General features: G+C 38.2%; 10 protein-coding genes and 2 riboswitches. All 10 genes read left to right on the forward strand.

Features of this window, described 5'->3' with window-relative positions:
* Positions 1 to 43 precede the first annotated feature (43 nt).
* The 10 genes from AC52RT_RS02365 to ptsG all read left to right on the forward strand — a co-directional run bounded on the left by AC52RT_RS02365 (position 44) and on the right by ptsG (position 15,440).
* Complete coding sequence (locus tag AC52RT_RS02365; RefSeq protein WP_495539259.1) at positions 44 to 1,723, forward strand: hypothetical protein; 1,680 nt, start codon at positions 44 to 46, stop codon at positions 1,721 to 1,723.
* A gap of 147 nt (positions 1,724 to 1,870) precedes the next feature.
* Positions 1,871 to 3,577 (forward strand): hypothetical protein, encoded by a 1,707-nt coding sequence (locus AC52RT_RS02370; RefSeq protein ID WP_495539260.1) that lies wholly within the window; start codon positions 1,871 to 1,873, stop codon positions 3,575 to 3,577.
* Between the two features lie 201 nt (positions 3,578 to 3,778).
* Positions 3,779 to 4,135, forward strand: a complete 357-nt coding sequence (locus AC52RT_RS02375) for a hypothetical protein (RefSeq protein ID WP_495539261.1) — start codon at positions 3,779 to 3,781, stop codon at positions 4,133 to 4,135.
* 145 nt (positions 4,136 to 4,280) lie between these two features.
* Positions 4,281 to 5,237, forward strand: coding sequence for an AAA family ATPase (locus AC52RT_RS02380; protein ID WP_495539262.1), 957 nt, complete (start codon positions 4,281 to 4,283; stop codon positions 5,235 to 5,237).
* A 41-nt stretch (positions 5,238 to 5,278) separates the two neighbouring features.
* On the forward strand, positions 5,279 to 6,448 hold the full coding sequence (locus tag AC52RT_RS02385) for a DUF58 domain-containing protein (RefSeq protein WP_495539263.1): 1,170 nt from the start codon (positions 5,279 to 5,281) through the stop codon (positions 6,446 to 6,448).
* Positions 6,445 to 8,658 (forward strand): DUF4129 domain-containing transglutaminase family protein, encoded by a 2,214-nt coding sequence (locus AC52RT_RS02390; protein ID WP_495539264.1) that lies wholly within the window; start codon positions 6,445 to 6,447, stop codon positions 8,656 to 8,658. The genes AC52RT_RS02385 and AC52RT_RS02390 overlap by 4 nt, the downstream gene beginning before the upstream one ends.
* Before the next feature lie 31 nt (positions 8,659 to 8,689).
* Positions 8,690 to 8,791: riboswitch (purine riboswitch) on the forward strand.
* Positions 8,792 to 8,955: 164 nt separating this feature from the next.
* Positions 8,956 to 10,509 carry a glutamine-hydrolyzing GMP synthase gene (gene guaA / locus AC52RT_RS02395; RefSeq protein ID WP_495539265.1) on the forward strand — a complete coding sequence of 518 codons (1,554 nt, stop codon included), beginning with the start codon at positions 8,956 to 8,958 and terminating at the stop codon, positions 10,507 to 10,509.
* Between the two features lie 167 nt (positions 10,510 to 10,676).
* A riboswitch (purine riboswitch) is annotated at positions 10,677 to 10,778 on the forward strand.
* Between the two features lie 101 nt (positions 10,779 to 10,879).
* Positions 10,880 to 12,211 carry an NCS2 family permease gene (locus tag AC52RT_RS02400; protein WP_495539266.1) on the forward strand — a complete coding sequence of 444 codons (1,332 nt, stop codon included), beginning with the start codon at positions 10,880 to 10,882 and terminating at the stop codon, positions 12,209 to 12,211.
* Positions 12,212 to 12,355: 144 nt separating this feature from the next.
* Complete coding sequence (gene glcT / locus AC52RT_RS02405; protein ID WP_495539267.1) at positions 12,356 to 13,198, forward strand: glucose PTS transporter transcription antiterminator GlcT; 843 nt, start codon at positions 12,356 to 12,358, stop codon at positions 13,196 to 13,198.
* 181 nt (positions 13,199 to 13,379) lie between these two features.
* Positions 13,380 to 15,440 carry a glucose-specific PTS transporter subunit IIBC gene (ptsG, locus tag AC52RT_RS02410; RefSeq protein WP_495539268.1) on the forward strand — a complete coding sequence of 687 codons (2,061 nt, stop codon included), beginning with the start codon at positions 13,380 to 13,382 and terminating at the stop codon, positions 15,438 to 15,440.
* Positions 15,441 to 15,827: the final 387 nt, after the last annotated feature.

The raw sequence follows: 15,827 nt of genomic DNA on the forward strand, positions 1-15,827 counted from the left end.
TTAATCAATCGATTGATTAAATGAGTGTGAAAGGAGTGGGTAAATGAACAAGCCTCTAGAAAGAACAGATCTTGATGAAAGAAGGCAAGTCTTTCAACAGGAATTGGATACCCTTTGGGAGAAACGATTAATTCCAAAAACCGATTATATTCGAATCGGGAGTACATATGACCGTCATTATCATCAGTTGGTCCAGCATCTACATAATCAGCAAACCGTTAAGGAGAAAGAAGCAGTTAAACTAGATCAACCTGCTGTCATAGAAGAAACTAACCCAGAGAGAGTAGAATTATCTACATCTACGGATCATGTGGTTGAGAAGCAGGTAGAACATTCATCTCCAAGTCAAACGGAGACGATGGCACCAGTTTATCAAGCTGCACCGATTAAAGAAAAAACACCGGAACAGATTAGAGAAAGAAACATTACAGCTGTGCTAATTACTGGTGTTATTCTTTTATTGTTTGGTGGTCTGATATGGGCTACATCTACATGGGGAAATTTAAATTCGCTTCTTAAAGTGTTTTGTATTAGTGCGGTTTCAGTCTTCTTTGCCGGAATGGCATACCTTGCTGCGAGGCTGAAGATCAGACAGACGTCTTTTGCCTTTTTAACTTTGGCTAGTCTGTTTGTTCCGATTGCACTCCTTTCGGCTTCTTATTATCAGATTTTTGGTCCTTACTTATCTCTTAAAGGAGACGGGCGCAGCCTCTACGGATTCTTAGCGGGTCTGCTTTGTTTGGCCATTTATTACAAAATTGCTTCTCGATTTACATCGAAATTATTTATCTTTATTGCATTAGTTACTTTTGTTATCACGTTCATCTTTGCCTTTAACTATTTGGCTCCTACATTGGAAGTGCTTTGTCTCTTTATTACGGTGTTCAACCTGTTATTACTTTGGAAAATGGACACGATTCGTGACTGGCCTTTTCTTGCGGTATTTCGGCCGTATTTTTTCGCTTTTGTACAGTTTAAGATTTTTGCAGAAGGCTTCATCGTGTTTACTCTATTTAGCAGCACTGTTATTTATTCAATTAGCTTATTACTATCATCCTTTTTGTTTTTGATTTTGGCGGTGAAGTATAAAAAACGTTATTATAACTTTGTGTTCAGTATACTCTTCACTTATGGTTATACTCATATTATTTACAATACCATTTTGGAAGAAACGGCTGTCATTGCGTTTGCCTGTCTACCATTGATATTCACAGCCTTACATGTCTGGCTGGTACGTACCAATCCATATCTCGGGAAAAGCTTTGCTTATACGAGTATGACGGTAAGTCTGCTTAGCTTTCTGTATATCAATGCCTTATCTTATCAAGAGCATTATGCTCAGGTTGTTTTAGCTCTGTTGATTATTGCTGCTCAGTACGTTTTCTATGCTAATCGGGAGCAGAAAGCTGTGTATACCTATCCAGTTATCGGTCTGATTAATTTAGCTTTGGTCTATCTAGGCCTCGCATTCGCTTTATCCTGGGAATTAATAGGTACTTCATTATTTTTAATTCAAGTGTTCAGCTATCTAGGTTTCTATCTATTTAATTATCTAGATCAATTAAAACTATATAAGCAGAGTGCTTTACTCTATTCAAGCGGGATTATGGTCTTCATTTTGCTGACTAAGTTTGCTCAAATGGATTGGCTCATAGTAAGTCTATTCTTAGCAATCGTTTCAGGACTATTTTTACTAACGGATGTTAAAGACCAATCGAGTTGAAGTAACCAAGCAGGTCCTTTTGGTTTTATCATAGCGCTGACGATTTCTCTGAATATTCTCTATCTGTATGCTATTGAAGTCAGTCTTTGGTACGAAGAGACGATCATCATAAGCATTCATCTAGTTGGCATCTCATTCATCACACTGATGTTAGGCTATTTATTACGGAACTATTCCAAGCAATACTTTCATGTCGGTTTTCTGACTGGGCAAGTTATTGCTATGTTAGCGTTTATCTCAGTTTATATTGGTGAGTCCCATCCATTTGTTATTACAGACATCATGCTGATTGTCACAGCAATCAATATTACCTCTGTGTATCTTTATCGGCAGCACCCCTTATGGTTAGCAGTCATTTTCACAAGCTTTGGCGTCTATTTTTCCCTATTTGATTTGATTGGTTCAACCAATAAAGAATTTATTACCGCTTTCTGTTTATTTGCTTCTATATTTTTCATGGTGGTTTCTGAGCTTATCGGGAGATATTCGGAAAGTGGCCGAACCTATTATTTTTGGTTTAGCCATTTGGTGAATATTGTAGGTGTTATCCTAGGAATTGGTCTTATTTATAGTTTCGATTCTTCCCCTTTCTGGTACTTAATGCCGCTAAGCCTTTATTGCTTTAGTGCCGTAAGAGCTAAGGTGAACTGGGAGCAATATAGTTTTACTTATATAGGCTTTTTAACGCTATTTGTTCAGATAATGTTGTTCTTCAAAGATATCCAAAATACAGCCTACCTGACAGCGTATGCCTTTGCCATTACAGCTGGTATCATTAGTGTGTTATGGATGTTGGGAAATAATAAATGGAAAGATATCATTGGCTATTACTTAATTCCATATTTGCACTTCTCCATAATTGTCTATATTTCCGAATCCTTTATAAATGGTTTTCCAAGTGATTGGGCAGCGGTTTTTTGGATCATCAGTGCGGTATTGCAGCTTGTATTTGCAGGGTATTTATTGTTGAAACGTAAATGGAGCCATGCAATTGTGGGGACACTGTTCCTTAGTTTTCTTTTCTTTTCCCTGTATGTCCAAACATTATCCCTTATGGCATGTCTATCAGTACTCTTAATTTTAACTACCTTGATGACAGGGTTGAGCAGTAGATGGGTAAAGGGTCTGGTGGTTCAAAGAGGTGAGAAAACCCTTGTAGATTTTTATAGGATTTTTGGGTTGATTTATCTTATTCAGTTAAACTATCAGTTGATGAACAGCGGGTCCACTAATGCTGGATTAGACATTGGTGCAGCTTGTTTAATCCCACTTTATTTCCTAGTTATTCGCACGTTTACGAGTAAGCAAGCTGAAAGACAGGGGTATCTCTCGGCAGCGCTGATTTTGAGTCTTTTTCCGTATCAAAAAATATTGGAACAATTCACGATACCTGAAGTCATTCAAGCAGAAGTATGGATCCTGCCATTTCTCATCATTAGTTCACTCTTGCTAAGGAAGCTCTACAACATGGGAGAAATCACGCAACAAATAGAAATAGGCGTTGTGGCTTTTTTCTTTTTTCTCTTAATTATTGATGCGGTTCGAGGAGATACGTTGAATGATGCCTTAGTTATTGGGACGATTTCTCTAGCAGCGATTTTATTAGGCTTTAGTAGAAGATACAAATCTTATTTCTTGGCCGGAATAGGTACTATTTTATTAAATATTTACATGAATACAAAATCCCTATGGGGTTATCTTCCATGGTGGTTGTATTTAATTATCGGCGGTCTACTGCTTATCTCTATAGCGAGCTATTTTGAATGGAAAAAACAAAAAGAAAATCGTACATCTAAAGAGATTCTTAAAAAAAATAAACAAAGATTTATGAAATGGTTTCATCAATGGAAGTAAGAAAAAATAAATGCCCCAAAGCATGTAGCTTTAGGGAAGGGAAATTATGCAAATGTCATAATAAATCCTAAAACAAGAGCGATTAGGATAACGGTTATAAAGAATTTTTTGAACATGATTCCTCCAGATGATATATTCGTATGCTTGCTAGTATATCATGTTTTCAGCATTATTAGCCCATTGTAGAGGAGGTCAGCTTGATTGAAACGGAAAGCAGAATTAATTTTCGGTTTAATCGGAGGAATAATTGGTATATTGGTTTCACTCCTTGTTTTAATCGGGATCGGTGTCTACCACTCTCAGGGTGATGACCTGATAGTGTTCATTATATTGGTTTTCAGTATCTTCTTTTTCCTTTTACAAATCGGAGCCATTATTCTTAGTATGCTTGTTAATAAGATGAATCATAAATTATTCGGGGGCTTAATGATTGGAATAGGTGTGCTGTCTTTTCCTTTTTCTTTTTTCTTACTCTATATGCCTTCTGCTCTATATTTCGCAGCAGGTGCACTTGGTTTTAGAAAGCTTGTTCATGAATCAGAGGATAAAAATGTATAGTATTTGGTGCCCCTTGGACTTACCGTTCGAGGGGGTTTTTTCTAATATCCAGATTTTCCGACAGATTTAGAGAGGGTTTTGAGGAATATAGGTCGAATAGTATGAGTAGTAACAGCTAGTTAGAGAAGCTCTAAGGAGGAAGAGAATGGCCTACGAACATAAACATCCAAAATTAAAAAAAGTAATCGATAATATTGAAAATGTCATTATTGGTAAAAGAAATATAGTTGAATTAAGTTTAGTTGCTATGCTTGCAGATGGTCATGTGCTTCTTGAAGATGTACCTGGAGTAGGAAAAACAATGATGGTTAGATCATTGGCAAAATCAATTAATGCCAGCTTTAAGCGGATCCAATTTACCCCGGATTTACTGCCATCTGATGTGACCGGTGTTTCCATCTACAATCCTCAATTACAAGAATTCATCTTTCGTCCAGGTCCTATTATGGGCAATATTATTTTAGCCGATGAAATCAATCGAACATCTCCAAAGACTCAAGCTGCATTACTTGAGGGGATGGAGGAAGCAAGTGTGACCGTTGACGGAGTGACGAGACAATTAGAAAAGCCGTTTTTTGTTATGGCAACGCAGAATCCTATCGAATATGAGGGAACGTATCCTCTTCCAGAGGCACAATTGGACCGGTTTTTGTTAAAAATGAAAATTGGCTATCCAACGATGCAGGAGGAAATGGAAGTGTTAAATCTGGCACGTAAATCGCAGCCAATCGAAGAATTGGAGCCAGTTATTTCTATGGAAGAGATAAGGACATTGCAGGAAGAGGTCCTAAAGATACATGTAGAAGATACGATAAAAAGGTATTTAGTTGATTTGTCTGCACGTACACGGGTTCATCCAAATGTAAATCTAGGAGTCAGTCCCCGCGGTACGATAGCTTTAATGAAGGCAGCGCAGGCTTATGCGTTGTTAAACGGCAGAGACTATGTGTTGCCTGACGATGTACAATACTTGGCTCCGGCAGTGCTGTCCCATCGAATCATCCTTAAATCAGAAGCGAAATATGGAGGAATGGATGCAGAGAGTATCATTCAGGATATTGTGAGGAAAATTCCGGTCCCTGTTAAAAGGCAAGTGAACTAATGATGAAGAGGGTAGTACATTTTTTTAGAAAATATGCTAAGATGACAGGTTTGTTACTGTTAACGATTACGTCATTTATATTTGCCATGTTCCAAGGCGGATTTTTAAGTTGGTTCTTATTCTATACGTTTCTGCCTTTTGCTTTATATTCTTTTATGTTAATCGGGTATTCAATGGACAAGTTTAAGGTAGAACGAAGTGTGAGTAAGATTCAATATCAGGCGGGAGATCATCTAGAGGCAAAAATTATCATATCGAGAAAAAGTTTGATCCCACTGTTTTATTTAATGGTAGAAGATGAGGTTCCAGACTCTTTATTACCCATATCCCAACAAAAAAAGAAAATAATTGTGTTTCCTTTGTTCAAAAGGGAAATTAAGCTCAATTATCGGTTTGATCATCTTCCGCGCGGGGAGCACTTCCTAGAAACCATTCGACTGCAAACAGGAGACTTCTTTGGATTGTATCAAAAGAGTTCAATCTATACTGTACCTCAAACGATTATGGTGTACCCGGCTATTATTCAGCTTCCTTTTCAACAGCTTGAAAAAGCATATGATCAAGGCAATGGGGGATCCATTAGAAAGCTACTGCATGATCATACACTCGCTTCAGGGGTAAGGGACTATCAACCTGGTGACCAAATCTCTTGGATTAATTGGAAAGCGACAGCTAAGAAAAACGAAATGATGACAAAGGAATTTGATGAACAAAAGAGTCATGATCTTTTCTTGATTTTGGACGAGCAGGAGACCCCCTTATTTGAAGAAATGATTGTTTTTACGGCCTCTTTTTCCCATGCTGTTTTAAAGAAAGGAATCCAAATGGGGTACCTTGGAACCGCATTTCAAGAGCCATCTCTTCCTATAAGGGGTGGAGAACATCAAAGACAAGATATATTGTACAAACTAGCTCGAGCAAAAGCAGCGGCTGCGGAGAGGTTGGAGGTATCCCTTGAAAACCACCAATCTATACTACCGTTAAATGCTGCATTAATCATTGTTACGGGGAAACTATCTCGAACCACCATGGAGTTGATTAGCGGCTATAAATTAAATCGAGCGATAACGGTATTCTGTATGAAAACCGGCTCCTTTTTGACTGCGGAGGAGATAGCTGTTCGTGAGTCAGCTAAGAAAAAGGGCGTTAGAGTGAATTATTTGGATCAGCATCAATACGAATCTGAAATAATTGAGGTGATGGCTCAATGATGCAGAGCAAAACGCTGAATACGAGTATTCGTTGTCTGTTATATTTCTTTGGGATGCTGCTTGTTTGGGAGTGGGTGAGACCGGTCGGTCAACTCACTAATACAGGGAATCTATCTGTCTTTCTTGTTTTTGCTATCTTCTCTTTGCTGTTACATTATCTCCAGCTGAACTGGCTTGTTCGTTTCGCTTTCTTATCAGGATATACCATCCTGTCGCTTCAATACCTTTATTTTGATGTCTCGTTGTTTAATTTAATCTGGATTTTGGACATGGTAGAGGAGTTTAAGAATAATCTGCTTGGCGTTTTTGCAGGTGAGTGGTTGGATTTATCGAATCTATTTCGTTCCTTTTTATTTTTTATTTTAATTTGGTTAGTTACGTACCTTATTCATTATTGGATATCCGTTAAGAAAAAGATCTTTCTGTTTTTTTTATCGACCGTAATGTATCTCTCTTTTCTTGACACCTTTACCGTTTACGATGCAGATCAAGCGATTATTCGAACGATTATAATTGGCTTTATCTTTCTTGGGCTGTTGGCCTTTTTCAGACTGCTCGACCGGGAAGGTCTTGAAATTTCAGCTGTTAATCTTGGGAACTGGGTGCTCCCTCTCTGTCTTATGCTGGTACTAAGTACCCTTTTCGGCTTTGCTGCACCCAAACTCGATCCACAATGGCCTGACCCTGTTCCTTTTTTTAAGACTCAATCTGGAAAGGAAGGATCTGGTGGAAACGGAAAAAGCGGTATTAATCAAATGGGTTATAGTGAAAATGACGACCGACTTGGCGGCTCCATAGAAGGAAACGACACCGTCATTTTTTATCATAATGCGAAGAATAATCCGTATTGGAAGGTAGAACATAAAGATTTTTATACTGGTAAGGGTTGGGCCGACTTTTCTGAAATAGATATGAGTTATTTTCCAAATAATCAAGATGTTTCAGCCAAGAGGGTAACCGAAGACACCTCCAATATAAAGTTAGAGGATTATAGCGTAGATATAACCGTGAAAAAAACCTATAATCATATCGTTCTTCCAGAGCCTAGCTATCTAAAAAAAGTTCATACAAAAGATGAGGTTTCCTTTCGTTTTAACGAGTTAACAGAAAAGGTGGAACCATGGGCAGTAAGTGGATCTAGGATTAAATTAAATGAATACACCTTAGACTATCTTGTGCCATCATATGATATGGTCGCCCTGAAGGAAGTTACGGAAGATCAATTATACGAAGAGGTACCGATGAGGAGCGAGTACACACAGCTTCCCGAAATCCCTGAACGTGTAAGGGAACTTGCCTTAGAAATTACAGCAGGAAAGACGAATTATTATGATAAAGTGAAAGCAATTGAGAATTATTTTGACCGTCCAGAGTTTGTCTACGATAAGACAGATATTCCTTATCCAGAGGGCTCCCAAGATTATGTTGATCAATTTTTATTTGAAACTCAAAGAGGGTACTGTGATAACTTTTCAAGTGCGATGATTGTTCTTCTGCGAGCGAATGATATTCCTTCGCGCTGGACAAAGGGATATACGACAGGTGTTACAGCAACCTACAAAGGAAAACAAGTTAAAAAAGTGACCAATAATAATGCTCATTCCTGGGTTGAGGTTTATTTTCCGGGAACGGGGTGGGTACCTTTTGAACCAACAAAGGGATTTTCAAATTCTGCCAGCTTTTATGATTCCTCTATTGAAAGTACTAGTACCAGTCAAAATGACATACCTGAAAAAAATGCAGATGAATTGAAACCTGAAGCAGATGAGAGTAAAACACCTGTAAAAAATTTGGATGAACCTTCATCTTCTGGAAATGGAAGCGATGATTCCAATTGGTCGTGGATCACTTTCACTATTGCGGGGATAGGGCTTGGACTTATTGGTTTTTATGTGTATAAATCACGTCGTAAATGGCTGCCTTGGATTTACATTCGTCGATATAAACAGATGAAGGATCATGCTGTCTTTTCTAAAGCTTACATGACATTGTTAATACAATTGCAGCGTGCTGGAATCCATCGTCCAGAAGGTCAAACGTTGAGTGAATATGCGGTTGCTGTCGATTCAAGGTATGGTGTAAATGAGGCCCATATGCAGAAGTTGACAAAAGAATATGAAAGAATTATCTACCGTGGTGATACTGAAAAAGAGAGTCTAAATAAGAATTTTGAATTATGGGAAAAGTTAATTAAAAAGACTACCACTTGACCTTGTTTTTAACCTGTTGTTACAATTGAATAAACTTAATAATCAACACCTTCATATATCCTCGATAATATGGATCGAAAGTATCTACCGAATCACCGTAAATGATTTGACTATGAAGGCAGTTTTTTCGTATAGTAGCTGGAATTCTGCCTTCTTCGTTTATTCGAGAGGCAGAATTCTGGCTTTTTTTATTAATTTCTAAGAATTTTGCAACAATAAAAGGAGTAATTACTTATTTCAGTCTTCTTAAAGGGACATACATGAATTGAGTGAAATTCAACAGTAGAGGTGACGATTGTGCCGGGTAAAGTAGAATTGCAAAACCAAGAAATGATTTTAGTGCTTGATTTTGGAAGTCAGTATAACCAATTAATTACACGCCGTATTCGTGAGTTGGGCGTTTATAGTGAATTGCATCCTCACACGATTACTGCAGAAGAAATTAAAAAAATAAACCCTACTGGAATCATCCTTTCCGGAGGTCCTAATAGCGTTTATGATGATACAGCTTTCAGCTGTGACGAACGCATTTTCGAACTTGGCTTACCTATAATGGGAATTTGTTATGGCATGCAGTTGATGACTAAGCATTTTGGCGGCAGAGTGGAACGTGCTAAGAATCGTGAATATGGTAAAGCTACGTTAAAAATCCAACATGCTTCAAGCATTTTCACCGGCCTTCCTGAGGAACAGATTGTTTGGATGAGTCACGGTGATCTAGTCATGGAAACACCAGAAGGATTTACTGTCGATGGAATCAATGCATCGTGTCCGATTGCAGCGATGAGTGATGAATCACGTAAGTTATATGCTGTCCAATTCCACCCAGAAGTTCGTCATTCAGCGTACGGAACCGAAATTCTAAAGAATTTTGTGTTTAACGTATGTGAGTGTACAGGTGATTGGTCAATGGAAAACTTTGTTGAAGTAGAAATTGAAAAAATTCGTCAAGAAGTTGGCGACAGAAAAGTTCTTTGTGCATTAAGCGGTGGTGTTGATTCGTCTGTTGTTGCTGTGTTAATTCATCAGGCAATTGGTGACCAATTAACCTGTATTTTCGTTGATCACGGTCTTCTTCGTAAAGGAGAAGCTGAAAGTGTCATGAAAACATTTACTGAAGGCTTCAACATGAATGTAATCTTGGTTGATGCAAAAGAACGCTTCTTCTCGAAACTTGAAGGTGTTTCTGACCCAGAGAAAAAACGAAAAATCATTGGAAATGAATTCATTTATGTATTTGATGATGAAGCAACGAAACTAGAAGGCATAGACTTCCTTGCGCAGGGTACGCTGTACACAGATATTATCGAAAGCGGTACAGCAACGGCACAAACCATTAAGTCCCATCATAATGTCGGAGGTTTGCCTGAAGACATGCAATTCACGTTAATTGAACCCTTAAATACACTTTTCAAGGATGAAGTACGTGCTCTTGGAACTGAGTTAGGGATTCCTGATGAAATTGTTTGGCGTCAACCATTCCCAGGCCCAGGTTTAGGAATACGTGTTTTGGGTGCCATATCGGAAGAAAAATTAGAAATCGTTCGAGAATCTGATTACATTCTACGTGATGAAGTGAAAAAAGCTGGATTAGAACGTGAAATATGGCAATACTTTACGGTTCTTCCGGATATCCGCAGCGTAGGAGTAATGGGCGATGCGAGAACGTATGATTATACGATTGGTATTCGTGCAGTAACTTCCATTGATGGAATGACATCCGATTGGGCAAGAATTCCTTGGGAAGTCTTGGAAATCATTTCTACCAGGATTGTTAATGAAGTGGATCACGTTAACCGCGTCGTGTATGATATTACTTCTAAGCCGCCTGCAACGATTGAGTGGGAATAGATTTTTCATAAGAAAGGATTTTTAGCTTAGTCCATAGCGGATTAAGCTAAAAATCCTTTCTTTTTTGATTTAACACGAACGTTAGTAATTTTATTATTGATATTATTCGTAAAAACTGTTGACGAACATTTACGTTAGTTGTTACAATGATTCTGTAATAATTGGAAAATTCATAATTATATACTCATCGTATAATCTTGGGGATATGGCCCAAAAGTTTCTACTGAGCTGCCGTTAACAGCTTGACTACGATGTAAAGGATAGGTCTCTTTATTGACTGTCTCTTTTGCATTTATGTAGTTAAGCCGCGTTCGGGAAAGAATGCGGCTTTTCTTTATGTGGCAAAAACATTTTAAGGGAGACGAGAAAAATGAAGAAGTACTTTCAATTCGAAGAACTAGGTACTAATTTCCGACGTGAAATACTGGGCGGACTAACGACCTTCCTAGCAATGGCATATATATTGGTTGTTAATCCTGTAACATTAACATTGAGTAGTGTAGAAGATCTGCCGGATGCACTTCGCATGGATTATGGATCTGTCTTTGTTGCAACAGCATTAGCCGCAGCAATTGGATCTATTTTAATGGGAGTCATTGCTCGATATCCCATTGCCTTAGCACCTGGTATGGGTTTGAATGCATTCTTCGCCTATACAGTCGTGTTAACCTTTGGAATACCATGGGAAACAGCTTTAACAGGTGTGTTAATTTCTGGGGTCATTTTTGTTCTTTTATCACTATCCGGTATCCGGGAAAAAATAATAAATGCCATTCCTGCTGAATTGAAATATGCAGTAGGCGCAGGAATTGGACTTTTTATAACGTTTGTAGGATTTCAAAATTCAGGAATCATTGTTAAAAACGAAAATGTTATTGTTGGGATTGGCGACCTCACTTCAGGTAATACCTTGCTAGCTATATTCGGAATCCTGGTTACAGTGATGTTATTAACTAAAGGAATAAAAAGTGGTGTCTTTGCCGGAATGGTGATTACAGCAATTGTAGGAATGATCTTCGGATTAATCGATGTTCCTACGAAAATTATCGGATCCGTGCCAAGTCTATCCCCAACATTCGGAACAGCTTTTAATGCTTTTGGAAATCCAAGTGAGTTATTCACCGGTCAGATGCTGATTGTTATCTTAACTTTCTTGTTTGTCGCATTTTTTGATACCGCTGGTACATTAGTAGCTGTGGCTCAACAAGCAGGCTTAATGAAGGATAATGTCCTGCCGAGAGTAGGGAAAGGACTGTTTGCTGATTCATTATCCATCGTCTTCGGTGCTGTACTTGGTACGTCAACAACGACATCATATGTTGAGTCTACCTCAGGCGTTGCAGCAGGAGCGCGAAGTGGTTTTGCGGCTGTTATCACTGGTTTATTTTTTGTTCTTTCGATCTTCTTCTTCCCATTATTATCGGTCGTTACTTCAGCAGTTACAGCACCTGCATTAATTATCGTCGGTGTCATGATGGCTGCTTCATTGAAGAATATAGAGTGGGATAAATTCGAGATTGCGGTCCCAGCCTTCTTTACCGTTATCATGATGCCTCTAACTTATAGTATAGCAACAGGTATTGCTTGTGGTTTTGTCTTTTATCCCATCACCATGATTATGAAAGGGAAAGCAAAACAGGTTCACCCCATTATGTATGGACTCTTCATCATCTTTATCCTTTACTTTGTTTTCTTGATATAGTTAGTAAGGGAATCCCAATAGGGGTTCCTTTTTGTCTGCTTTTTTACGAAAATTTCCTATTTGGAATTGATTTAACATTGCTTTCGACAGGTAATTTGTCTAACATTAAGGGTAATAGAAATCGAGCATAAATGAGGGATTTTCATGGAAGGAATTCATATAAGCAAGGTATTAAACAATAATGTTGCCATAGCTGTTCACCCTTCATATGGAGAAACGGTTGTCATTGGTAAAGGTGTCGGCTTTAATCGTAAAAAAGGCGATGTGCTGCCTGAAGATTTGGCCGATAAAATGTTTGTTCTGAAAAGCGAGAAGGAACAGGAGAATTACAAGAAGTTACTTCCAAATATTGATGAACAAATGCAGGCTAGTATTATTGAAACCATTCAACATATAAATTCTCGGGTACCTGGCAGCTTAAATGAACATATCCATGTTGGTTTGACCGATCATCTTCTTTTTGCCCTCAACCGTGTTCAAAATGGGATGGAAATGAAAAATCCGTTTCTTATAGAAACAATCACTCTTTATCCCTTTGAATATGAGGTGGCAAAAGAAGTTATTGAAATTATGAAAGAAAAGACAGGAATCGGGCTCCCAGAAGGTGAGATAGGATTCATCACCCTTCATATTCATAGTGCGGTTGTAAATAAGGAGTTAGCAGAAGTTAATAAATTTTCCCAGTTGGTCAGTCATTTAGTAGGGATAATAGAAGATCAGCTTGAATTTAAAATGGATAAAGAAAGCGTGGACTATATCAGGCTGGTTCGACATCTCCGTTTTACCATTGACCGAGTTCTTGCTGATGAAAAAATAGATGAACCACAAAAAATTGCAAAACTATTGAAAGAAGAATACCCCCTGTGCTATAATCTGGCGTGGAAGCTGATAAAAATTATGCAAAAAAAGCTTTTGAAGCCTGTATACGATGCTGAAGCTGTTTATTTGACCATGCATCTCCAACGACTTCAAACAAAAATTAAATAAAGAAATAACATTCACGTGTTACTGATTAGATCAGGCATAAGTGAAGTAAGTAATTGATTGTTAAGTAACTGGTTATATTAATATAATCAGCAGCTGGCATCTATACTTATTTTGCTTATGCCTTTTATTGTTGAATTTTGTTTTTTATTAGTATTCCACAAAAACTTCTGGAGGTCACACCATGTTTAAAAAATTATTTGGTGTTTTACAAAAAGTAGGGAAAGCGTTAATGCTTCCGGTAGCGATTTTACCAGCAGCAGGGATTCTTCTTGCGTTTGGTAATGCACTTCAAAATCCTACGTTGTTAGACTTAGCACCGTTTCTAAATAATGGCGGAGTAGATATGGTTGCATCTGTTATGGAAAACGCCGGGAATGTTATCTTCACCAACTTGGCCCTATTATTTGCAGTTGGTGTAGCTATCGGACTTGCCGGTGGAGACGGAGTAGCTGGCCTAGCAGCTATCGTTGGATTCCTAATTATGAATGTAACAATGGGTACAGCTTTAGGCATTGATGCAAAAGCGTTAGAGGGCAGTGTCGAATATGCAAGTGTCCTTGGTATTCCGACGCTTTCAACGGGTGTCTTCGGCGGAATCATTGTCGGTATTATCGCTGCAGCCATGTACAATAAATTCTTCCGAATTGAATTGCCATCATACCTCGGATTCTTTGCAGGAAAACGTTTTGTTCCAATTGCGACAGCGGTATCTGCTTTAATCTTAGGACTTTTGATGATTTTTATTTGGCCGCCGATTCAACATGGCTTAAATACATTCTCAGAGTTCATGCTTAATGGAAATTTAACTATCTCATCATTCATCTTTGGATTAGTAGAAAGATCGTTAATACCTTTCGGATTACATCACATTTTCTACTCGCCGTTTTGGTTTGAATTTGGAACGTACACAAATGCGGCCGGCGAAATTATTAAAGGTGACCAAGCTATCTTTATGAATCAGATCAAAGATGGGGTACAAAACTTAACAGCTGGAACATTCATGGCAGGTAAATATCCATTTATGATGTTTGGACTTCCAGCAGCAGCTCTTGCTATTTATCACGAAGCTCGTCCAGAAAAGAAAGTTATGGTTGGGGGATTAATGGCTTCTGCAGCATTAACTTCATTCCTAACAGGGATTACAGAACCACTTGAATTCTCGTTCCTTTTTGTAGCACCAGTATTATTTGGTATCCATGCAGTCTTTGCAGGATTGTCATTTATGACGATGCACTTACTTAATGTGAAAATCGGAATGACGTTCTCAGGTGGATTAATTGACTATGTATTATTCGGATTAATCAATCCACAAACCAATGCCTGGTTAGTTATTCCTGTTGGTATCGTATTCGCTTTAATTTATTACTTCGGATTCCGTTTTGCCATCCGTAAATTCAACTTAAAAACGCCAGGACGTGAAGTTGAAGATGAAAATGAAGGACCAGCAGTAAAAGTTAATGCTGAAACACTGCCATTGCAGATTCTTGATGCTATGGGCGGAGAGAAAAATATTGCTCACTTAGACGCTTGTATTACACGTCTAAGAGTATCCGTGAATGATGCTAAACAAGTAGATAAAGAACTACTGAAAAAACTAGGCGCAGCCGGCGTTTTAGAAGTAGGTAACAGCATTCAAGCAATCTTCGGACCTCGTTCTGAAACAATCAAAGGTCAAATGAAAGACATTATGGAAGGGAAAACTGTTCGTAATGTTGAAATACCACCTGAAAAAGGTGTAGAAGACCAAATCGTTGATGTTATGCCAGAAGCTTTACGTACTGAAGGAGAAAATCATGTCTTTATTTCGCCGATTACTGGTGAAATTAAACCAATTAGCGAAGTACCTGATGCAGTGTTCTCTGAAAAAATGATGGGTGATGGATTTGCGATCATTCCAGAGGATGGAACCATTGTTTCACCTGTGGATGGAACGATTGTCAACTTCTTCCCAACCAAACATGCAATCGGGATTGAATCTGACACGGGCCTTGAAGTGTTAATTCATGTAGGGATAGATACAGTTAAATTAGAAGGAAATGGTTTTGAAGCACTTATTGCACAAGGTGATAAAGTTAAAGCCGGACAGCCTCTATTACAAGTTGATCTAGACTATGTGAAAAATAATGCTACTTCTATCATTACACCAATTGTCTTCACTAACTTAAAAGCTGGTCAATCAATTGTTATTGAAAAAACCGGTAAAGTAACAAGCAGTGAAGAAAACATTATCTCTATTAAATAAAATTGTGATTTATAGCTGCTCGCATGTCCTCACTGGATATGCGGGCAGCTATTTTTTTGTCGTGAATCGGGACTTTCTTCTTATTGAAGTTATTTGAGGTAGATGTTACTATATGTAGTACACGCATCAGGCGGAAAACATTTTAATATAATGCTAAAAAAGATTATTTAAAAAAGATGTTGACGTTATGTTGTGTAGATGGTATATTAGTTAAGTCGCTTCGGAAGAAACGGCAAACGACATGAAAAATTGCTCTTTGAAAACTGAACAAAACAAAGCGTCAACGTTTTAAAGAAGTGAGTACACACTATAAAAACAACCGAGCAAGTCAAACATTCTACGGAGAGTTTGATCCTGGCTCAGGATGAACGCTGGCGGCGTGCCTAA

It is taken from the genome of Peribacillus sp. (genome assembly GCF_059453735.1).